Origin of the sequence: Mycobacterium sp. ITM-2016-00317 (genome assembly GCF_002968295.1) — a bacterium.
Classification (GTDB): Bacteria; Actinomycetota; Actinomycetes; order Mycobacteriales; family Mycobacteriaceae; genus Mycobacterium.
Window position 1 is genome coordinate 2,853,504 of sequence record NZ_CP134399.1, and the last position, 21,581, is coordinate 2,875,084.

Below are 21,581 nucleotides of genomic sequence, written 5' to 3' on the forward strand. Positions count from 1 at the left end.
TCCCAGGTCAAGCTCATCGATGCGGCGGGAACACGTCGGGACTCTGCGTTGTTGAAGCTGATCGGGTCGCCCGGCAGCCACGCCGGCCGCAGTGGGACGCGCACCTCGAAAACGCGCTCTACCAGCGGATTTGACTCCTGAGTTATCCCTGACGTAACTTATCGAAGTCGCCGCGACACGGGCCAAAAACCCGGAGAGCGCGGCGCCACTCCAGAGGGAAGTCCGCTAACGCGGATGTCCTCTTCTGTCCGAACGAGGGTCACGGCTTTTAAGCCGGGGTTCTTGCGCGGCCGGTCTGGGGCGTGTTGTTTGAGAACTCAATAGTGTGTTTGGTGGTTTTTGTTTGTTGTTTTTGGTTCACCTCTTTTTCCCGTTTAGGGGTGGGCTGTTTTTTGATGCCAGTTTTGGTGTCTTGTTTGATGATCGGATTTCTCTGATTGTGAATTCTGCCTTGCCTTTGGGTGAGGGGTTTTTGTTTGGAGAGTTTGATTCTGGCTCAGGACGAACGCTGGCGGCGTGCTTAACACATGCAAGTCGAACGGAAAGGCCCTTCGGGGTACTCGAGTGGCGAACGGGTGAGTAACACGTGGGTGATCTGCCCTGCACTTTGGGATAAGCCTGGGAAACTGGGTCTAATACCGAATACACCCTTCTGGCTGCATGGTCTGGGAGGGGAAAGCTTTTGCGGTGTGGGATGGGCCCGCGGCCTATCAGCTTGTTGGTGAGGTTACGGCTCACCAAGGCGACGACGGGTAGCCGGCCTGAGAGGGTGACCGGCCACACTGGGACTGAGATACGGCCCAGACTCCTACGGGAGGCAGCAGTGGGGAATATTGCACAATGGGCGCAAGCCTGATGCAGCGACGCCGCGTGAGGGATGACGGCCTTCGGGTTGTAAACCTCTTTCGCCAGGGACGAAGCGCAAGTGACGGTACCTGGAGAAGAAGGACCGGCCAACTACGTGCCAGCAGCCGCGGTAATACGTAGGGTCCGAGCGTTGTCCGGAATTACTGGGCGTAAAGAGCTCGTAGGTGGTTTGTCGCGTTGTCCGTGAAAACTCACAGCTCAACTGTGGGCGTGCGGGCGATACGGGCAGACTGGAGTACTGCAGGGGAGACTGGAATTCCTGGTGTAGCGGTGGAATGCGCAGATATCAGGAGGAACACCGGTGGCGAAGGCGGGTCTCTGGGCAGTAACTGACGCTGAGGAGCGAAAGCGTGGGGAGCGAACAGGATTAGATACCCTGGTAGTCCACGCCGTAAACGGTGGGTACTAGGTGTGGGTTTCCTTCCTTGGGATCCGTGCCGTAGCTAACGCATTAAGTACCCCGCCTGGGGAGTACGGCCGCAAGGCTAAAACTCAAAGAAATTGACGGGGGCCCGCACAAGCGGCGGAGCATGTGGATTAATTCGATGCAACGCGAAGAACCTTACCTGGGTTTGACATGCACAGGACGCCGGCAGAGATGTCGGTTCCCTTGTGGCCTGTGTGCAGGTGGTGCATGGCTGTCGTCAGCTCGTGTCGTGAGATGTTGGGTTAAGTCCCGCAACGAGCGCAACCCTTATCTTATGTTGCCAGCGCGTAATGGCGGGGACTCGTGAGAGACTGCCGGGGTCAACTCGGAGGAAGGTGGGGATGACGTCAAGTCATCATGCCCCTTATGTCCAGGGCTTCACACATGCTACAATGGCCGGTACAAAGGGCTGCGATGCCGTGAGGTGGAGCGAATCCTTTCAAAGCCGGTCTCAGTTCGGATCGGGGTCTGCAACTCGACCCCGTGAAGTCGGAGTCGCTAGTAATCGCAGATCAGCAACGCTGCGGTGAATACGTTCCCGGGCCTTGTACACACCGCCCGTCACGTCATGAAAGTCGGTAACACCCGAAGCCGGTGGCCTAACCCCTTGTGGGAGGGAGCCGTCGAAGGTGGGATCGGCGATTGGGACGAAGTCGTAACAAGGTAGCCGTACCGGAAGGTGCGGCTGGATCACCTCCTTTCTAAGGAGCACCACGAGACTTGAGCCCGCCCACGACCGTGGGGGTTCGGTGACTCAAGCGATTCGTTGGATGGCCTTTCGCCTGTAGTGGGTGGGGGTCTGGTGCACTCAACAAACTTGGCTGAGCTGGTACGGGATTGCCGGTGAGGAAAATTATCAGACACACTATTGGGCTTTGAGACAACAGGCCCGTGCCCCTTTTTGGGGGGTGGCTCTGCGTTGGCAGGGTCGGCGTGTTGTTGCCCTGCTTTGGTGGTGGGGTGTGGTGTTTGATTCGTGGATAGTGGTTGCGAGCATCTGAATGCACAGCGCTTGTGGTGTTGTGTGTTCGGTGTAATGCAAATTTTTCTGATACTCGCATGCAGTCCCTTTTGGGGGTTGTGTGTGGGTGACTCATTTTTTGGTTTTGTGTTGTAAGTGTTTAAGGGCGCATGGTGGATGCCTTGGCACTGGGAGCCGATGAAGGACGTGGGAGGCTGCGATATGCCTCGGGGAGCTGCCAACCGAGCGTGGATCCGAGGATGTCCGAATGGGGAAACCCGGCACGAGTGATGTCGTGTCACCCAACGCTGAATATATAGGCGTTGGGGGGGAACGCGGGGAAGTGAAACATCTCAGTACCCGTAGGAAGAGAAAACAAAAGTGATTCCGTGAGTAGTGGCGAGCGAAAGCGGAGGATGGCTAAACCGCGTGCATGTGATACCCGGCGGGGGTTGTGTGTGCGGTGTTGTGGGGCGTTTCTTCTCTCATCCGCCGATGAGGGCAGGAGTTAGAAACTGTTGGGTTAGTCGAAGTGGCCTGGGATGGTCTGTCGTAGAGGGTGAGAGCCCCGTAGACGAAAACTCAACAGCTCCTGTGGAATGTTTCCCCGAGTAGCAGCGGGCCCGTGGAATCTGCTGTGAATCTGCCGGGACCACCCGGTAAGCCTGAATACTTCCCAGTGACCGATAGCGGATTAGTACCGTGAGGGAATGGTGAAAAGTACCCCGGGAGGGGAGTGAAATAGTACCTGAAACCGTGCGCTTACAATCCGTCAGAGCCTTCGTGTTAAAGCGTGGGGTGATGGCGTGCCTTTTGAAGAATGAGCCTGCGAGTCAGGGACATGTCGCGAGGTTAACCCGTGTGGGGTAGCCGTAGCGAAAGCGAGTCTGAATAGGGCGTATCCACACAAGAGTGTGTGGTGTAGTGGTGTGTTCTGGACCCGAAGCGGAGTGATCTACCCATGGCCAGGGTGAAGCGCGGGTAAGACCGCGTGGAGGCCCGAACCCACTTAGGTTGAAGACTGAGGGGATGAGTTGTGGGTAGGGGTGAAAGGCCAATCAAACTCCGTGATAGCTGGTTCTCCCCGAAATGCATTTAGGTGCAGCGTCGCAGTGTTCGTGTCGGAGGTAGAGCTACTGGATGGCCGATGGGCCTCACAAGGTTACTGACGTCAGCCAAACTCCGAATGCCGACACGGTGTAATGCGGCAGTGAGACGGCGGGGGATAAGCTCCGTGCGTCGAGAGGGAAACAGCCCAGATCGCCGGTGAAGGCCCCTAAGCGTGTGCTAAGTGGAAAAGGATGTGCAGTCGCGAAGACAACCAGGAGGTTGGCTTAGAAGCAGCCACCCTTGAAAGAGTGCGTAATAGCTCACTGGTCAAGTGATTGTGCGCCGATAATGTAGCGGGGCTCAAGCACACCGCCGAAGCCGCGGCAGCACACTTCGTGTGCTGGGTAGGGGAGCGTCCTGCATCCGGTGAAGCAGCCTAGTGATGGAGCTGTGGAGGGTGTGGGAGTGAGAATGCAGGCATGAGTAGCGATAAGGCAAGTGAGAACCTTGCCCGCCGGAAGACCAAGGGTTCCTGGGCCAGGCCAGTCCGCCCAGGGTGAGTCGGGACCTAAGGCGAGGCCGACAGGCGTAGTCGATGGACAACGGGTTGATATTCCCGTACCCGTGTGTGAGCGTCCCTGATGAATCCATCTTGCTAACCGCCCAAATCCAGTGGCACCGATCCCTTCGGGGTGAGGGCTGCTGGGGCTGCGCGGGACCCAGGTGGGTAGTAGTCAAGCGATGGGGTGACACAGGAAGGTAGCCGTACCAGTCAGTGGTAATACTGGGGTAAGCCTGTAGGGCGAGTGATAGGTAAATCCGTCACTCATGATGCCTGAGAGGTGATGCATAGCCGATTGAGGCGAATTCGGTGATCCTATGCTGTCGAGAAAAGCCTCTAGCGAGCGCACACACGGCCCGTACCCCAAACCAACACAGGTGGTCAGGTAGAGAATACCGAGGCGTACGAGTGAACTATGGTTAAGGAACTCGGCAAAATGCCCCCGTAACTTCGGGAGAAGGGGGACCCACGTACCGTCATGGCTTTTGCGGCCGGCAGCGGGGGTGGGTGGCACAAACCAGTGAGAAGCGACTGTTTACTAAAAACACAGGTCCGTGCGAAGTCGCAAGACGATGTATACGGACTGACGCCTGCCCGGTGCTGGAAGGTTAAGAGGACCCGTTAACTCGTAAGGGTGAAGCGGAGAATTTAAGCCCCAGTAAACGGCGGTGGTAACTATAACCATCCTAAGGTAGCGAAATTCCTTGTCGGGTAAGTTCCGACCTGCACGAATGGCGTAACGACTTCTCAACTGTCTCAACCATAGACTCGGCGAAATTGCATTACGAGTAAAGATGCTCGTTACGCGCGGCAGGACGAAAAGACCCCGGGACCTTCACTACAACTTGGTATTGGTGCTCGATACGGTTTGTGTAGGATAGGTGGGAGACTGTGAAGCGGTCACGCCAGTGATTGTGGAGTCGTTGTTGAAATACCACTCTGATCGTATTGGGCCTCTAACCTCGAACCGTATATCCGGTTCAGGGACAGTGCCTGGTGGGTAGTTTAACTGGGGCGGTTGCCTCCTAAAATGTAACGGAGGCGCCCAAAGGTTCCCTCAACCTGGACGGCAATCAGGTGTTGAGTGTAAGTGCACAAGGGAGCTTGACTGCGAGACGGACATGTCGAGCAGGGACGAAAGTCGGGACTAGTGATCCGGCACCTCTGAGTGGAAGGGGTGTCGCTCAACGGATAAAAGGTACCCCGGGGATAACAGGCTGATCTTCCCCAAGAGTCCATATCGACGGGATGGTTTGGCACCTCGATGTCGGCTCGTCGCATCCTGGGGCTGGAGCAGGTCCCAAGGGTTGGGCTGTTCGCCCATTAAAGCGGCACGCGAGCTGGGTTTAGAACGTCGTGAGACAGTTCGGTCTCTATCCGCCGCGCGCGTCAGAAGCTTGAGGAAACCTGTCCCTAGTACGAGAGGACCGGGACGGACGAACCTCTGGTCTACCAGTTGTCCCACCAGGGGCACTGCTGGATAGCTACGTTCGGACAGGATAACCGCTGAAAGCATCTAAGCGGGAAACCTTCTCCAAGACCAGGCTTCTCACCCATTAAGTGGGATAAGGCCCCCCGCAGACCACGGGATCGATAGACCAGACCTAGAAGCCTAGTAATAGGCGCAGGGAACTGGCACTAACCGGCCGAAAACTTACAACAACAACAAAACCTCGCAACCACACCACAAACCCAGACACACTCAACACGACCCGGTTCACCGGGACATTGTTGAGACACACCCCACCACCAAAAACACGGGGCATCACAGATTCACGACAGATTCACGCTCGATAACGAGTGAATAGAGTTACGGCGGTCCATAGCGGCAGGGAAACGCCCGGTCCCATCCCGAACCCGGAAGCTAAGCCTGCCAGCGCCGATGATACTAACCACTGGTTGGAAAAGTAGGACACCGCCGAACACACATTGACCTGTACCCCCCAACACCGTTGGGGGGTACAGGCATTTATGCGTCCGCCTGTTTATCAACCGAACAGCATCGGAAACGCCGACGCACCACCACCCTCCATCCCCAACAAATGAAGCCCCATTTCGCCAACCGGACCGCCCGAAACGCACCCGCCACACCAATCAGCCGGGCAATCTCCTTTTCTTGACGCCATTTCTGTATTTGCAGATTATGAGGCCGCTCAGCTGGGGGATATCCTTTTGCCGTGCCCCAAGACAATCAGGGTGGCCGCGGCGACCGTCGACCCGGCCGCAACGGCAACGGCAACGCCAACGGCAACCGGCAGCCGCGCCGTGACGCGCGATCGGCGCCGCGCGCGTCGGGTCCGAACCGGGCCCGTCCCAGTCAGCCAAGGCCGGCGAACGACGACTCGCGGCCGGAAGGTCCGCCGATCCCGAAAGAGATCGAGGCCAAACAGCTCGCGCCCGAGATCCGTGGAGAACTCACCACCCTCGACCGCAGCACCGCCGACACGGTGGCCCGGCACCTGGTGGCGGCCGGCGAGCTTCTCGACGAGGACCCCGAAGCCGCGCTGGCCCACGCCCGCGCCGCCCGGGCCCGTTCGGGCCGGATCGCCGCAGTGCGTGAGGCCGTCGGCATCGCCGCCTACCAGTGCGGCGACTGGGCGCAGGCGCTCGCTGAGTTGCGTGCCGCACGCCGAATGGGAAGCCGCTCACCGTTGTTGGCGTTGATCGCCGATTGCGAACGAGGTGTCGGGCGTCCCGAGCGGGCCATCGAACTCGCCCGCAGCCCCGAGGCCACAGCGCTCACCGGAGACGACGCGGACGAGCTTCGCATCGTCGTGGCCGGTGCACGGTCGGACCTGGGTCAGCCCGAGCAGGCGCTGGCGGTGCTGTCCACCCCGTCGCTCGACCCGAGTCGCACCGGGCAGACCGCGGCGCGGCTGTTCTACGCCTACGCCGAGACGCTGCTCGTCCTCGGCCGCAAGGACGAAGCGCTGCAGTGGTTCCTGCACGCCGCCCGTGCCGACATCGAGGGCGTCACCGACGCCGAAGAGCGCGTCACGGAATTGTCCTGACGTGACCAGCCTTGCGCAGCAGCATGATTGCCTGCTGCTCGATCTCGACGGCACGGTGTTCCGGGGCCATGAGCCCACACCCGGCGCCGTCGAGACGCTCGCCGCGATCGAGTCGCGCATTCTGTTCGTCACCAACAACGCCTCCCGCGACGCCGATCAGGTCGCCGCGCACCTGTGCGACCTCGGCTTCACCGCGGGCGCAGGCGACGTCGTCACCAGCGCCCAGAGCGCGGCGCGGCTGCTGGCCGACCAATTGCCTGCCGACGCCAAGGTGTTGGTGGTGGGCACCGACGCGCTGGCGGGCGAGGTCGCCGCGGTCGGTCTGACGCCGGTCCGGCAGTGGTCCGACGAGCCCGTCGCCGTGGTGCAAGGGCATTCGCCGGACACCGGCTGGTCCGACCTGGCCGAGGCGGCACTGGCCATCCGGTCGGGTGCGCTGTGGATCGCCGCCAACATCGACAAGACCCTGCCCTCGGAGCGGGGCCTGCTGCCCGGCAACGGTTCGATGGTCGCCGCGATGCGCACCGCCACCGACCGCGACCCCCAGGTGGCCGGCAAGCCGGCTCCGGCACTGATGCGGGACGCATTGGCCCGCGGGCGCTTCGATCGGCCGCTGGTCGTCGGGGACCGCCTCGACACCGACATCGCCGGCGCCAACGCCGCGCAGCTGCCCAGCCTGATGGTGCTGTGCGGGGTCAACAACGCCGAGGACGCGATCTGGGCAGTGCCCGGCGAGCGCCCGACCTACCTTGCCGAAGACCTCCGAGCGCTGACCGGCGGAGATGCGGAGGCGCGGCGGGTGGCTCCGCATCCCGGTTGGCAGGTCGACGTCGACGACGCCGCGGTGACGCTGCGCTCCACGGGAGCCGAGCCCGGCAACGCGCTGTCGGCCGTGCGCGCCGTCGCGGCGGCGGTCTGGGCCGCGGATGCGGACCGCCGGCCGGTCCGGGTCGCGGACGACGCGTCCCGACAGGCCGTGCAGCGGTGGTCGCTGGTCTGCGCCGCCATCGACTAGCGTGAACCCCGCTATGACCAACGACCCCACCCAGATCCGCGCCCAGGTCACCGAACTGCTGGGCGAGCCCGGCGAGGTGTCCGCGGCCGACCTGGATTCCGTCGCCGCGCGCCTCGAGGAGGCGCACGATCTGCTGGTGCGCGCGCTGGAATCCGTCGAGAAGGGCTGACCCGCGTGACGCGTCGCGCACGTGTTGACGCCGAACTGGTCCGGCGGGGGCTCGCCCGGTCGCGCCAGCAGGCCGCCGAGCTGATAGGCGCCGGCCGGGTCCGCGTCGACGGCATGCCCGCGGCCAAACCCGCCACCGCGATCGCGGTGACCGCCAATCTGACCGTCGAGGGCGACACCGATTCGTGGGTGTCACGAGGGGCGCACAAACTGATCGGTGCGCTGGATGCGTTCGGGCTGTCCGTCGCCGGCCGCCGCTGTCTGGACGCAGGCGCCTCGACCGGCGGATTCACCGAGGTGCTGCTGGCCCGTGACGCCCGCGAGGTGGTCGCCGTCGACGTCGGCTACGGCCAGTTGGCCTGGTCGTTGCGCACCGACGAGCGGGTGACGGTGATGGAACGCACCAACGTCCGCGAACTCACCCAAGAGGCCATCGGCGGGCCGGTCGACCTGATCGTGGCCGACCTGTCGTTCATCTCGCTGGCGACCGTGCTGCCCGCACTGACATCGTGCGCGTCACCCGGCGCGGATATCGTTCCCATGGTGAAACCTCAGTTCGAGGTCGGCAAGGAGCGGGTCGGTGCCGGCGGTGTGGTGTCAGACCCGGAGTTGCGGGTCGACGCGGTGCTGTCGGTCGCGCGCCGGGCCGCGGAGTTGCACTGGCCTGCCGTCGCGGTGACCGCGAGCCCGCTGCCCGGACCGGCAGGCAACGTGGAGTACTTCCTGGATTTGCGCACCCCCGGCGAACATTCGTTGCAGGGGGACGATTTGGTGGCCGCGGTGCGCCGCGCGGTGGACGAGGGGCCGCAATGACCGAACGCACCATTCTGCTCGTCGTGCACACAGGCCGCGAAGAAGTGACCGAGGTAGCCCGCCGCTGCGAGAAAGTGCTGGGCGACAACGGGATCGGCCTGCGTGTGCTGTCGGCCGAGGCTGTCGACCGAGGCCCGGTCCACCTCGCGCCCGACGACATGCGCGCACTCGGCGTCGAAATCGAGGTGGTCGACGTCGAGGAGAGCGCCGCCGAGGGATGCGAGCTGGTGCTGGTGCTCGGCGGCGACGGCACGTTCCTGCGGGCTGCCGAACTGGCGCGCAACGCCGAGATCCCGGTGCTCGGGGTCAACCTGGGCAAGATCGGGTTCCTGGCCGAAGCCGAGGCCGAGGCCATCGACGCCGTGCTCGACCACATCATCAGGTGTGACTACCGGGTCGAGCACCGGATGACGCTCGACGTCGCGGTCCGCGCCGGCGGAGAGTTGCTCGACCGCGGATGGGCGCTCAACGAGGCGAGCCTGGAGAAGGGGCCGCGGCTGGGTGTGCTCGGCGTGGTGCTCGAGGTGGACGGTCGGCCGGTGTCGTCGTTCGGCTGCGACGGCGTGCTGGTGTCCTCGCCCACGGGGTCCACGGCCTACGCGTTCTCGGCGGGCGGCCCGGTGCTGTGGCCGGATCTGGAGGCCATCCTGGTGGTGCCCAACAACGCGCACGCGCTGTTCGCCCGCCCGATGGTGACCAGTCCCGAGGCGCTGATCGCCATCGAGATCGAGGCCAGCGGTGACGACGCGCTGGTGTTCTGCGACGGCCGGCGGGACATGGTCGTGCCGGCAGGCGGCCGCCTGGAGGTCACCCGGTGCGCCACCCCGCTGAAGTGGGTGCGGCTGGACAGCGCGCCGTTCACGGATCGGCTGGTGCGCAAGTTCCGGCTGCCGGTCACGGGGTGGCGCGGACAGTAGTGCTCAACGAAATCCGAATCGAGGCGCTGGGTGCGATCAGCGCGGCGACTGCCGAGTTCGACGGCGGCCTGACTGTGCTGACCGGCGAGACCGGCGCGGGCAAGACGATGGTCGTCACCGGTCTGCACCTTCTCGGGGGTGCGCGCGCCGACGCGACCAAGGTGCGTTCCGGCGCGGAGCGCGCCGTCGTCGAGGGCCGGTTCACCACCGCCGAACTCGGGGGCGCGGTGGCCGCGCAGGTCGACGACATCCTCGATTCCTCGGGGGCCGAACGCGACGACGACGGCAGCATCATCGCTGCCCGCTCGGTGAGCCGCGACGGGCCGTCGCGGGCCTACCTCGGTGGCCGCAGCGTGCCGGCGAAGTCGTTGAGCGGCTTCACCAACGAACTGCTCACCCTGCACGGCCAGAACGACCAGCTGCGCCTGATGCGGCCCGACGAGCAGCGCGGCGCGCTGGACCGCTACGCCGACGTGACCGCTCAGCTCGAGCGCTACCGCACCGCGCGTGAGGCCTGGCTGGAGGCCAAGCGCGACCTCGACGACCGCAGGCGGCGCGCCCGGGAGATGGTGCAGGAAGCCGACCGTCTGCAGTTCGCGCTGAACGAGATCGACGTCGTCGCGCCGCAGCCGGGGGAGGACGAGGCGCTGGTCGCCGACATCCGCCGGCTGTCCGAACTCGACGCGCTGCGCGATGCGGTCGAGACCGCCAGGACGGCGCTCTCGGGGGACGGCGACGACGGGTTCTCCGCGTCCCACGCGGTCGGTCAGGCACGGACGGCGCTCGAGGGCACCGACGACGTCCCGCTCAAGACGCTGGCCGAGCAGCTCGGCAGCGCGCTGGCCGTGCTGGTCGACGTGTCCGGCGAACTGGGCCACTATCTGAGTGAACTCCCCACCGACACAAGCACTCTGGAAACCAAGCTGGCGCGTCAGGCCGAGCTGCGGACGCTGACGCGGAAGTACGCCGCCGACGTCGACGGGGTACTCGAGTGGGCCGCGCAGGCCCGCGACCGGCTCGCCCAGCTCGACGTGTCCGAGGAGGCCCTGGCCGGCCTGGAGCGCCGGGTGGGGGAGTTGCAGGCCAAGGTGGCTGCGGCGGCGCAGGACCTGACCAAGGTGCGGGTCAAGGCCGCCAAGGGATTGTCGAAGGCGGTGACCGCCGAACTGGCCGGTCTGGCGATGGCGGGCGCGCAGTTCGCGATCTCGGTCAGCCCGCTGCCCGCCCGCGCCGACGACACCGCGCCGCTGCCGTTGCCGTCGGGCGCCACCGTGCACGCCGGCCGCGACGGAGCCGACGCTGTGGAGTTCGGGTTCGCTGCGCACGGCGGCTCGGATCTGCTTCCGCTGAGCAAGAGCGCCTCCGGCGGTGAGCTCTCCCGGGTGATGCTGGCCCTCGAGGTGGTGCTGTCCGCGTCGACCGAGGGCACGACCATGGTGTTCGACGAGGTCGACGCCGGCGTCGGGGGCCGGGCGGCGGTGCAGATCGGGCGCCGCCTCGCCCGGTTGGCGCGCACCCATCAGGTCATCGTGGTCACCCACCTGCCCCAGGTCGCCGCATACGCCGACGTGCATCTGGTCGTCGAGGGGGCCGCCGGGCGCGCCGACGGCAAGGGCAAGGCGAAATCCAGCGGGGTGCGCCGCCTGCAGGAGGAAGACCGGGTGGCCGAGCTGGCCAGGATGCTGGCCGGGCTGGGGGAGTCCGACAGCGGCCGCGCGCACGCCCGCGACCTGCTCGACGCCGCGCGAAAGGACCGGGACGCACCGGCGTAACCGTGTGACAGATGTGAAAGTAGGTAACTTCTGAGGCTGGTGTTACGGCGCGCCTCCGACGTATTCGTGAGGTTGCTGGCCAGAATCGGCCCATGAAGATGTCAGCGCTGCTGTCCCGTAATGCCAGCTCACGGCCAGGTATCACCGGTATCGCCCGCGTGGACCGCGACATCGATCGGCTCCTCAGACGGGTCACCCCCGGCGACATCGTCGTGCTCGACGCCCTGGACCTGGACCGCGTCACCGCCGACGCCCTGGTCGAGGCCAACGTCGCCGCGGTGGTCAACGCGTCTGCGTCGATCTCGGGCCGCTACCCCAACCTCGGCCCCGAGGTGCTGGTCGCCAACGGCATCGCGCTGGTCGACAGCACCGGGCCCGAGGTCTTCAAGAAGGTCAAGGACGGCGCCCGCATCCGCCTCAACGAGGGCGGCGTCTACTCCGGCGACCGCCGGCTCGCCCTGGGCACCGTGCGCACCGACGCCGACATCCACGAGATGATGCAGGAGGCCAAGGGCGGCCTGGTCGCGCACCTGGAGGCGTTCGCGGGCAACACCATCGAGTTCATCCGCAGTGAGAGCCCGCTGCTGATCGACGGGATCGGCATCCCCGACATCGACGTCGACCTGAACCGCCGCCACGTGGTGATCGTCGCCGACGAGGACAACGCGGCGGCCGACCTCAAGGCGCTCAAGCCGTTCATCAAGGAGTACCAGCCGGTCCTCGTCGGTGTCGGCAGCGGCGCCGACATCCTGCGCAAGGCCGGCTACCGGCCGGCGCTGATCGTCGGCGACCCCGACAAGATCAGCACCGAGGTGCTGCGCAGCGGCGCCCAGGTGGTGCTGCCCGCCGACGCCGACGGCCATGCCGCCGGACTGGAGCGCATCCAGGACCTCGGCGTGGGCGCGATGACGTTCCCGGCGGCGGGATCCGCGGCGGACCTCGCGCTGCTGCTGTGCGACCACCACGGCGCCTCGCTGATCGTCACCGTGGGCCACACGGCCAGCATCGAGGAGTTCTTCGACCGCACCCGCCAGCAGAGCAACCCGTCGACCTTCCTGACCCGGATGAAGGTCGGGGAGAAGCTCGTCGACGCCAAGGCCGTCGCCACGCTGTACCGCAGCCGTGTCTCCGGCGGCGCCGTCGCGTTGCTGGTGCTGGCCATGCTGATCGCGGTGATCGCCACGCTGTGGGTGTCGCGCGCCGACGCCGCGGTGATCGAATGGGTGTCCCAGTACTGGAATCAGTTCCTGCTCTGGGCCCAGGGTCTGGTCTCGTAGGGGCGACGGGATGATCTCGCTGCGTTCCCACGCCATCTCGCTGGCCGCCGTGTTCCTGGCACTGGCGATCGGTGTCGGCCTGGGCTCGGGCCTGCTGTCCAACACTGTGCTGTCGGGCATGCGCGCCGACAAGCAGGAGATGCAGCAACAGGTCGACACGCTGACCGGCGAACGTAACGCGCTCAACGAGAAGCTGCGCGCGGCGGGCGATTTCGACGCCCAGGTGGCGCCGCGCATTCTGCGCGACGGTCTGGGCGGCAAGTCGGTGGTGATCTTCCGGACCCCCGACGCCGCCGACGACGACGTCGACGGGCTCATCCGGCTGATCGGTCAGGCGGGCGGCACGGTCAGCGGCACGGTCGGTCTGACGCAGCAGTTCGTCGAGGCGAACGCGGCGGAGAAACTGCTCTCGGTGGTCAACTCGCCGATCCTGCCCGCGGGCGCCCAGCTGAGCACCACGACGGTCGACCAGGGCTCGCAGGCGGGCGACCTTCTGGGTATCGCACTGCTCAACGACAGGGATCCCAGGACCCCGCCCGTCGACGACGCCCAGCGCGGCACCGTGCTGGACGCGCTGCGCGACACGGGCTTCGTGACGTACGACACGACACGCATCGGCGCGGCCGACACCGCACTCGTGGTCACCGGCGGCCCGCTCGGCGACGACGCCGGAAACCGCGGCTCGACGGTCGCGCGGTTCGCCTCCGGACTCGCTCCGCACGGTTTCGGCACCGTTCTGGTCGGGCGCGACGGATCGGCCACCGGAGCCGCCGCAGTGGCGGTGACCAGGTCGGACGCCGCGATGAAGAACGCGGTCAGCACCGTGGACGACATCGGCAGCGAATCCGGGCGCATCACCTCGGTGCTCGCCCTGGGCGCGCTGATCAACGGCGCCCGGCCGGATCAGTTCGGCATCGGCCCGGGAGCGACCTCGGTCACGGTGCCGCAGTAGCCCGGCGCGTCAAACCCAAAGGGTGCCGGTCGGTGTTAGGGTGGGGTTCCGTGGGTCGGCAGGCCCCAAAATGGGTGTGAACCCAGCGAAAACAAGCCCTGCCCGGTCATCACGGAGGTTGTTCTTGCCAGCGTTACGCAAGCACCCGCAAACGGCCACCAAGCACCTCTTCGTCACTGGTGGTGTGGTGTCGTCACTCGGCAAAGGTCTCACGGCGTCCAGCCTGGGCCAGCTGTTGACGGCGCGGGGCCTGCAGGTGACGATGCAGAAACTCGATCCCTATCTGAACGTCGACCCGGGAACGATGAACCCGTTCCAGCACGGCGAGGTGTTCGTCACCGAGGACGGTGCCGAGACCGACCTCGACGTCGGCCACTACGAGCGCTTCCTGGACCGGAACCTGTCCGGGTCGGCCAATGTCACCACCGGACAGGTCTATTCGCAGGTCATCGCCAAGGAGCGGCGCGGTGAGTACCTCGGCGACACCGTCCAGGTGATCCCGCACATCACCGACGAGATCAAGCGCCGCATCCTGGCGATGGACGACGCCGACGACCAGGGCAACCGGCCCGACGTGATCATCACCGAGATCGGCGGCACCGTCGGCGACATCGAATCGCTGCCGTTCCTGGAGGCCGCCCGGCAGGTCCGCCACGAGGTGGGCCGGGAGAACTGCTTCTTCCTGCACTGCTCGCTGGTGCCGTACATGGCGCCCTCCGGTGAGCTCAAGACCAAGCCGACGCAGCACTCGGTCGCTGCGCTGCGCAGCATCGGCATCACGCCCGACGCGCTGATCCTGCGGTGTGACCGGGACGTGCCCGAGGCGCTGAAGAACAAGATCGCGCTGATGTGCGACGTCGACATCGACGGCTGCATCTCCACCCCGGACGCGCCGTCCATCTACGACATCCCGAAGGTGCTGCACCGCGAGGAACTCGACGCCTACGTGGTCCGGAGGCTGAACCTGCCGTTCCGCGACGTCGACTGGACCCAGTGGAACGATCTGCTGCTCCGGGTCCATGAACCGCGCGAGACTGTGCGAATCGCGTTGGTGGGCAAGTACATCGACCTGTCCGACGCCTACCTGTCGGTCGCCGAGGCGATCCGGGCCGGCGGCTTCGCCCACCACGCCAAGGTCGAGATGCGCTGGATCGCCTCCGACGACTGCGAGACCGACGCGTCGGCCGCGGCCGCGCTGGCCGACATCGACGGGGTGCTCATCCCCGGCGGGTTCGGCATCCGCGGTATCGAGGGCAAGATCGGGGCCATCCGGTATGCGCGCAAGCGCGGACTGCCCGTACTCGGCCTGTGCCTGGGCCTGCAGTGCATCGTCATCGAGGCCGCACGGTCGGTGGGGGTGACGGAGGCCAACTCCGCCGAGTTCGACCCCGCCACCCCGGACCCGGTCATCTCCACGATGGCCGACCAGCGCGACGTGGTCGCCGGCGAGGCCGACCTCGGCGGCACGATGCGGCTGGGTGCCTACCCGGCCGTGCTGGAGCCGGATTCGATTGTCGCGCAAGCCTACGAATCCACCGAGGTGTCCGAGCGGCACCGGCACCGCTACGAGGTGAACAACGCCTACCGGGACCGGATCTCCGAGAGCGGGTTGCGGTTCTCGGGTACCTCGCCCGACGGACACCTGGTGGAGTTCGTCGAGTATCCGCCCGAGGTGCACCCGTTCCTGGTGGGCACCCAGGCCCACCCGGAACTCAAGAGCCGGCCCACCCGGCCCCACCCGCTGTTCGTCGCGTTCGTCGGTGCGTCGTTGGACTACAAGAACGCCGAACGGCTGCCGGTGGAGATGCCCGAGATCCCCGAGCACGAAATGAACGCCAACGGCGCCGAGCACACACTCGAGGACGCCCCGGCTCGTGGGTGACGGTGATCGCGGGCGTCACGAGTTCACCACCGTCTCCTCGGAGACCATCCACGTCGGGAAGATCCTGGCAATGCGCGCCGACGAGGTGCGTATGCCCGGCGGCGGTACGGCGCGGCGCGAGGTCGTCGAGCACTTCGGCGCGGTCGCGATCGTCGCACTCGACGACGACGGCCGCATCGTGCTGATCCAGCAGTACCGGCACGCGTTCGGCCGCCGGCTGTGGGAGCTGCCCGCCGGTCTGCTGGATTACGGCGGTGAACCGCCGCACGAGACCGCGGCGCGCGAGCTGGTCGAAGAGGCCGGCCTGGCGGCACGCCACTGGGCGACCCTGGTCGATCTCGACTCGGCACCGGGATTCTGCGACGAGAGTGTGCGGGTGTTCCTGGCCACCGGGCTCAGCGAGGTGGACCGGCCTGAGGCCCACGACGAGGAAGCCGATCTGACCCTGGAGCGCGTCGACCTCCCCGACGCCGTGGCCAGGGTGTTCTCCGGGGACATCGTCAACTCGATCGCGGTGGCCGGGATCCTGGCCGCGCACACGGTGCCGGACGTCTCGGCGCTGCGTCCCGTCGACGCGCCGTGGGTGGACCGGCCCCGGACGTTCGCCCGCCGGATGGGACATCTGTGACGACCGGGGTGGAACCGACGGCTCTGGACGAACAGTTCCAGGGCTATCTGGACCACCTCGCGATCGAACGGGGAGTCGCGGCCAACACCCTGAGTTCCTACCGCCGGGATCTACGGCGCTACGCCGAACACCTCGCCGCCCGCGGAATCACCGACCTCGCCGGGGTGGCCGAGGCCGACGTCAGCGAGTTCCTGGTGTCGCTGCGCCGCGGCGATCCCGACAACGGGGTCGCGCCGCTGTCGGCGGTGTCGGCGGCCAGGGCGGTGATCGCGGTCCGCGGACTGCACCGGTTCGCCGCCGCCGAGGGCATTACCACCGTCGACGTCGCGCGTGAGGTCAAACCGCCGACGCCCGGCCGCCGGCTGCCCAAGAGCCTCAGCATCGACGAGGTGCTGGCGCTGCTGGATGCCGCGGGCGGCGACAGCGACGCCGACGGGCCCCTGACGCTGCGCAACCGGGCACTGCTGGAACTGCTGTACTCCACCGGCGCCCGGATCTCCGAGGCCGTCGGTCTGGACGTCGACGACGTCGACACCCAGGCGCGGTCGGTGCTGCTGCGCGGCAAGGGCGGCAAGCAGCGGCTGATCCCGATCGGTCGTCCCGCGGTCAGCGCGCTGGACGCGTACCTGGTGCGCGGTCGGCCCGAATTGGCGCGCCGGGGCCGAGGCACGCCGGCGATCTTCCTCAACGCCCGCGGCGGACGGCTGTCCCGGCAGAGCGCCTGGCAGGTGCTGCAGGACGCGGCCGAACGCGCGGGGGTCACCGCGACGGTGTCGCCGCACGTGCTGAGGCACTCGTTCGCCACCCACCTGCTCGACGGCGGCGCCGACGTCCGCGTCGTGCAGGAACTGCTCGGGCACGCGTCGGTCACCACCACGCAGATCTACACGATGGTCACGGTGAACGCGCTGCGCGAGGTGTGGGCGGGCGCGCACCCGCGGGCCCGTTAGCCCGGGGCGCCGAGGTACTTCGACTCCAGCACCAGATCGGGCAGCAGCGACTGGTACTCGACGTGCGCTTTGTGCTCGACGGTGTCCCAGCGGGTGCCCTGATGGTCACGCATGTACCGCCGGTAGCCGGGGGCGCCGGGGATGCGCACGTTGTCGGCAACCGCGACGGACCCCGGGTGCAGCCATCCGCGCTCTTCGACGCTGAGCAGATCCGGCAGGTAGGCGCTCTTCTCGTGGTCGATGAACAGCAGGTCGATGCTGCCCTCGGTGACGCCGTACTCGTCGGCCAGCGCGTCGAGGGTGCGGCCGCCGTCGCCGAGCGTGCCGACCACGCAGGTCACCCGGTCGGCCACCCCGGCGTGCGTCCAGATGCGGCGCGCGACCTCGGCGTTGGCCGCGGAGAACTCGACCGACAGCACCCGTGCCGACGGCGCCGCGCGGGCGATGCGCAGCGCGCTGTATCCGCAGTAGGTGCCGAGCTCGAGCACCAGCGCCGGTTCTGTGCGGCGCACCGCGGCGTCGAGCAGTTCGCCCTTCTCCACCCCGACGTTCACGAGCATCGCTTTCTTGTATGCGAAGGTGTCGATCGCCGACAGCGCCGCGTCGATGTCGCCGGGACGGCTGTGCGTCTCGACGTAGGCGGCGCAGGCCGCTTCCCGGCCGTCACCGATCTGGCCGGTGCGCACGAACGACGGCATGCCTACCGCCAACCGCACCCACCGCGACAGCGGCAGCTTCATGGCGCTCAGCATAGGCGCGCCGCGCCCCGGTCAGTCCGAGCTTGAACCCGAATCGGACGAGCCAGTGTCCGAGGCGGCGGAATTCCCGGCGTCGCCCCCGCTGCTGCTGCCGAATCCACCGGACCCACCGCTGCCGTTGGGCGAGCCGCCGTTGCCGCCGTCTCCGCCGGTGCCCGTACCGCCGATGCTGCCGCCGAAGGCTCCGCTGCCGCCCCAGCCGCCCCGGGTGGTGCCGTCGCCGCCGTCACCACCGTCGCCTCCGTCGCTGTCACCGGTGACGCTCAGGGCCGGCCCTCCGCTGCCGCCGCGCGCGCCGGTGGGGCCGTCGGTGCTGTCGGCTCCGTCGCCGCCGTTGCCGCCGGTGCTGCTGTCCGTGACGGTTGTGCTGCTGCCGCCCGCTCCTCCGCGCCCGGGCCGGGTTCCGGTGCCGCCGTCACCGCCGTTTCCGCCACGTCCTGAGACGACCGAGACCGCGTTACCGCCGTTACCGCCGTTGCCACCGAATTCCGTTGCAGCACCACCAATTCCGCCGTTGCCGCCGGTCGAGTCGGCGACGCCGATCGCATTGCCGCCGGACCCGCCCCGGCCGGCCACGGACTCGCCTGCGCCGCCGGAGCCGCCGTCGCCGCCTGCCGAGATTCCCAACGCGATGCCGTCCCCGCCACGACCACCGGTGCCGCCGATCACGTCGCTCTGGCCGCCGGTGCCGCCGTCGCCGGCGACGCCGACGACCGTCGTCAGGACGGGGAGCCGCGGAATGAGGTTCACCGTGCCGCCGCCGGTGCCGCCCGATCCGCCGAGCACGCCGCCGGCTCCGCCGGTGCCGCCGTCGCCACCCGTGCCGATGGTGAACGAGCCGAGGTCGATACCCAAGGCGTCGATGAGCGCGCCGACATCGATGCCGCCCAGGTCCAGTCCACCGAGCAGTTCGTCCAGGTCGACGTTGTCGCCGGCGACTTCGAGCAGGGGAGCGAGACCGAAGACGCCTTTGCCGCCCGTTCCGCCCGCGCCGCCGATCAGCCCGCCGTCGCCACCGCTGCCACCGGCGGCCTCTTCGGCGTCGATCAGCCCGGCCAGTTGGCTCAAATCGAGATCCACATCCTCACCGCTGAGCAGTTCGGAGATCAGTTGCGCCAGTGCGGGACCGCTGAGCAGGTCGAACGGATTCGAATAATCCCGCGTGCCGCCGGTGCCACCGGCACCGCCGGTGACCGAACCATCGCCGCCGTCACCGCCGCGCCCCGCTGTGGCGTGCCCGACCGGTAACGGCACCTGCTGGTTGAATTCCAGCCCCAGGATCGGGACTCCACCGGAAAGCGTGGCATCGGCAAAAGTGGTGCCGCCCGTGGCCGACCCGCCGTTGCCGCCGCGCCCTCCGAACGCGACGCCGGACGGGTCTCCGCCGCCGGCACCGCCGGCGCCGCCGGTGCCGGTGAGGTTGCCGTCGCCGCTGCCGCCGTTGCCTCCGCGACCACCGAAGAGTCCGTCGCCGCCGGCCCCGGCTGCACCACCGGTGGCGGTGCCCACCGCGATCCCGTTCGCCGTAACGGTGCCGACGTCGAAGCCGAGGATCCTCAGCAGTGCGCCTTGGACGTCGGCGGTGCCGTCTGCGGTCGCCGCCCCGCCGTTTCCGCCACGTCCGCCGGCGACGGCGCCCGTGCCGCCCGCCGCGCCTGCACCCCCGACAGCGGTGAGCGTCGCATCCGCGGTGCCACCTGTTCCGCCGGCCCCGCCGAACAATCTGCCGTTGCCGCCGGCGCCGCCCGCACCGCCGATGCCGGTGCCGTTGCCGCCGGTACCGGTGGCCGTCACGGTGGAGGGCAGCACGTCGAAGCCGAGAAGCCCGGTGACGACGTCACGGATGTCCTGGGGGAACTCGATGCCGGTGGTGGTGGCGCCGACACCGTCGGAGGTGCCCGTCCCGCCGGCACCGCCGCGGCCGCCGGCGCCGAGATATTCGGCCTCACCGCCGACGCCGCCATCCCCGCCCACGCCGAGCAGGCGACCGGATCCGGTGCCTCCCGCGCCGCCGGCCCCGCCGCTGCCCGCCAGTGGTCCACCGGCTCCGCCGTCGCCGCCCGTGCCACCGGTGCCCGCCACACCGGCGGTGGTCGATTCGGTATCGCCGGTGCCGCCGGCGCCGCCTGCTCCGCCGTTGCCGGCGGCCCCGGCGTCGCCGCCGTCGCCCCCGTTGCCGCCGGTGCCGGCGCCCGCGGTGAAGCCGGTCGTGGTGGTCGGATCCGACGTCGAGGACAGGGTCCAGGTGCCGCCGAACGCCGGCTTGCTGTAGGTCTCGGTCACGGCGACCGTTTCGGTGGCACTGCCGGTGTTGGTCCCGGTGCCGCCGATGCCGCCGTTGCCACCGTCGCCGATCAGCGTCGAGCCGACGCCGCCGGCCCCACCGTCACCGCCCGTGGCCTCGTTGACGCCGGAGACGGTCGTCGCCTCTCCACCGGCTCCGCCGTTGCCGCCGTCGCCGATCAGGTATCCGCCGGCACCTCCGACTCCACCCGTACCGCCGGTGGCTGTACCTGCCACGACGCTGTAGGTGGTCTCGTAGGTGTCGAATCGGCGCGTCGGTAACAGGACGCTGTTGTACGACCGGTCGGTGAGTTCGCGTTCACCGGCGACCGGGTCTCCGCCGGTCGACTCGGCGGTCCCGCCGAGACCGCCGGAGCCGCCCCTGCCGAACAGACCGGCCGCGCCCCCGCTGCCTCCTGCGCCGCCGCCGGCATCGCCGGCCTCCGAGGTGGCGGTGCCGCCTGCACCGCCGGAGCCTCCGTCGCCGAACAACCTGCCGCCGTTGCCGCCGTTGCCGCCGGCGCCCCCGGCCGACCCGGTGGCCGACGACGCGCCGGTCGCGCTGCCGGCGGCGCCCTGGCCTCCGGTGCCGCCTGCGCCGAACAGGCCGGCATCACCGCCGTCACCGCCCCTGCCGTCGTTGTATCCGAGCAGGCCGGCGCCGCCGGCGCCGCCGATGCCGATGAAACCCGCGTTGCCGCCTGCGCCGCCGAACGCGCCGGCACCGCCGTTGCCCCACAGCAGGCCCCCATTACCGCCGAGGCATCCGGCGGTGCAGGACGGGTCCAGTGCCAGTGCGTCCAGGCCGTCACCGATCAACAGTCCGCCCGGCCCGAACAGCCGGATCGCGGCCGGCGCGTCCTCGATCTGCAGCGGTTGCGGTCCGGTGGACCCAGCTCTCCCGAGCAGCGGCGCGCAATCGGTGCGATCGCTGACGGTGCACACGGCCGATGCGGGAGCGGTGTCGGCTTCGGCGGTGGCCACCCCGATCGTGACCAGCGCGCCGGCGGCCAATGCAGCATTCAGGGCGGCACCACCGGCAAGTCTCTTGGCCAGCAGACGGCGTTGAGCGCGGTTTCTCCGCCGTGGCGTTCCCGGCGCAGCGGCCGCGGTCGGTCGAGCAGTCATATGTGTCCCCCCAGGTAAAGCAATGCCGAATCCCACCTGACTCCGGACCGTAGCAACTTCAGCCTGGCTTCGGTATGCCGATTCGCGCACGGTTCTCATTTGCGCCTTTTGGCTTACCGCACAATACTTTTGATCTTGAATCCAGCATCAGAACTTCGCC

The 21,581-nt window shown here is 67.5% G+C and carries 13 protein-coding genes and 3 rRNA genes; 14 read left to right on the plus strand and 2 right to left on the minus strand.

What is annotated here, in order from left to right; genetic code table 11:
* The first annotated feature begins 473 nt into the window (after nucleotides 1-473).
* The 14 genes from C6A87_RS13620 to xerD all read left to right on the plus strand — a co-directional run bounded on the left by C6A87_RS13620 (nucleotide 474) and on the right by xerD (nucleotide 17,252).
* A 16S ribosomal RNA gene (locus tag C6A87_RS13620) occupies nucleotides 474-1,995 on the plus strand.
* A 410-nt stretch (nucleotides 1,996-2,405) separates the two neighbouring features.
* Nucleotides 2,406-5,529: ribosomal RNA gene (locus tag C6A87_RS13625) — 23S ribosomal RNA — on the plus strand.
* Nucleotides 5,530-5,678: 149 nt separating this feature from the next.
* Nucleotides 5,679-5,791: ribosomal RNA gene (gene rrf, locus C6A87_RS13630) — 5S ribosomal RNA — on the plus strand.
* The 16S, 23S and 5S rRNA genes sit together here, the layout of an rRNA operon.
* Before the next feature lie 253 nt (nucleotides 5,792-6,044).
* On the plus strand, nucleotides 6,045-6,878 hold the full coding sequence (locus C6A87_RS13635) for a tetratricopeptide repeat protein (RefSeq protein WP_311117686.1): 834 nt from the start codon (nucleotides 6,045-6,047) through the stop codon (nucleotides 6,876-6,878).
* 1 nt (nucleotide 6,879) lies between these two features.
* Nucleotides 6,880-7,893: an HAD-IIA family hydrolase gene (locus tag C6A87_RS13640; RefSeq protein ID WP_311117687.1), complete on the plus strand. Its 1,014-nt coding sequence runs from the start codon at nucleotides 6,880-6,882 to the stop codon at nucleotides 7,891-7,893.
* Between the two features lie 13 nt (nucleotides 7,894-7,906).
* Complete coding sequence (locus tag C6A87_RS13645; RefSeq protein ID WP_311117688.1) at nucleotides 7,907-8,062, plus strand: hypothetical protein; 156 nt, start codon at nucleotides 7,907-7,909, stop codon at nucleotides 8,060-8,062.
* A gap of 5 nt (nucleotides 8,063-8,067) precedes the next feature.
* The gene (locus C6A87_RS13650; protein ID WP_311117689.1) at nucleotides 8,068-8,874 is read left to right on the plus strand and encodes a TlyA family RNA methyltransferase; all 807 of its coding nucleotides are present in this window, start codon (nucleotides 8,068-8,070) and stop codon (nucleotides 8,872-8,874) included.
* Nucleotides 8,871-9,791, plus strand: coding sequence for an NAD kinase (locus C6A87_RS13655; protein WP_311117690.1), 921 nt, complete (start codon nucleotides 8,871-8,873; stop codon nucleotides 9,789-9,791). The genes C6A87_RS13650 and C6A87_RS13655 overlap by 4 nt, the downstream gene beginning before the upstream one ends.
* Entirely contained in the window at nucleotides 9,791-11,563 is a 1,773-nt protein-coding gene (gene recN / locus C6A87_RS13660; RefSeq protein ID WP_311117931.1) for a DNA repair protein RecN, read from the plus strand. The genes C6A87_RS13655 and recN overlap by 1 nt, the downstream gene beginning before the upstream one ends.
* 92 nt (nucleotides 11,564-11,655) lie before the next feature.
* Entirely contained in the window at nucleotides 11,656-12,840 is a 1,185-nt protein-coding gene (steA, locus tag C6A87_RS13665; protein ID WP_311117691.1) for a putative cytokinetic ring protein SteA, read from the plus strand.
* Between the two features lie 10 nt (nucleotides 12,841-12,850).
* The gene (locus C6A87_RS13670; protein ID WP_311117692.1) at nucleotides 12,851-13,792 is read left to right on the plus strand and encodes a copper transporter; all 942 of its coding nucleotides are present in this window, start codon (nucleotides 12,851-12,853) and stop codon (nucleotides 13,790-13,792) included.
* Nucleotides 13,793-13,916: 124 nt separating this feature from the next.
* On the plus strand, nucleotides 13,917-15,674 hold the full coding sequence (locus C6A87_RS13675) for a CTP synthase (RefSeq protein WP_311117693.1): 1,758 nt from the start codon (nucleotides 13,917-13,919) through the stop codon (nucleotides 15,672-15,674).
* Nucleotides 15,667-16,302: an NUDIX hydrolase gene (locus C6A87_RS13680; protein ID WP_311117694.1), complete on the plus strand. Its 636-nt coding sequence runs from the start codon at nucleotides 15,667-15,669 to the stop codon at nucleotides 16,300-16,302. The genes C6A87_RS13675 and C6A87_RS13680 overlap by 8 nt, the downstream gene beginning before the upstream one ends.
* Before the next feature lie 23 nt (nucleotides 16,303-16,325).
* Nucleotides 16,326-17,252 carry a site-specific tyrosine recombinase XerD gene (gene xerD / locus C6A87_RS13685; RefSeq protein WP_311117932.1) on the plus strand — a complete coding sequence of 309 codons (927 nt, stop codon included), beginning with the start codon at nucleotides 16,326-16,328 and terminating at the stop codon, nucleotides 17,250-17,252.
* On the opposite strand, the gene C6A87_RS13690 is transcribed toward xerD, so the two are convergent.
* Both C6A87_RS13690 and C6A87_RS13695 read right to left on the minus strand, forming a co-directional pair.
* Nucleotides 17,249-17,992: an O-methyltransferase gene (locus C6A87_RS13690; RefSeq protein WP_311117695.1), complete on the minus strand. Its 744-nt coding sequence runs from the start codon at nucleotides 17,990-17,992 to the stop codon at nucleotides 17,249-17,251. The genes xerD and C6A87_RS13690 overlap by 4 nt on opposite strands.
* A gap of 30 nt (nucleotides 17,993-18,022) precedes the next feature.
* Nucleotides 18,023-21,307 carry a hypothetical protein gene (locus C6A87_RS13695; RefSeq protein ID WP_311117696.1) on the minus strand — a complete coding sequence of 1,095 codons (3,285 nt, stop codon included), beginning with the start codon at nucleotides 21,305-21,307 and terminating at the stop codon, nucleotides 18,023-18,025.
* Nucleotides 21,308-21,581 lie beyond the last annotated feature (274 nt).

Coding starts and splice junctions, on each gene's coding strand:
- C6A87_RS13645 (WP_311117688.1), top strand. CDS start 7,907: ATGACCAACGACCCCACCCAGATCCGCGCCCAGGTCACCGAACTGCTG.
- C6A87_RS13655 (WP_311117690.1), top strand. CDS start 8,871: ATGACCGAACGCACCATTCTGCTCGTCGTGCACACAGGCCGCGAAGAA.
- steA (WP_311117691.1), top strand. CDS start 11,656: ATGAAGATGTCAGCGCTGCTGTCCCGTAATGCCAGCTCACGGCCAGGT.
- C6A87_RS13670 (WP_311117692.1), top strand. CDS start 12,851: ATGATCTCGCTGCGTTCCCACGCCATCTCGCTGGCCGCCGTGTTCCTG.
- C6A87_RS13690 (WP_311117695.1), bottom strand. CDS start 17,992: ATGAAGCTGCCGCTGTCGCGGTGGGTGCGGTTGGCGGTAGGCATGCCG.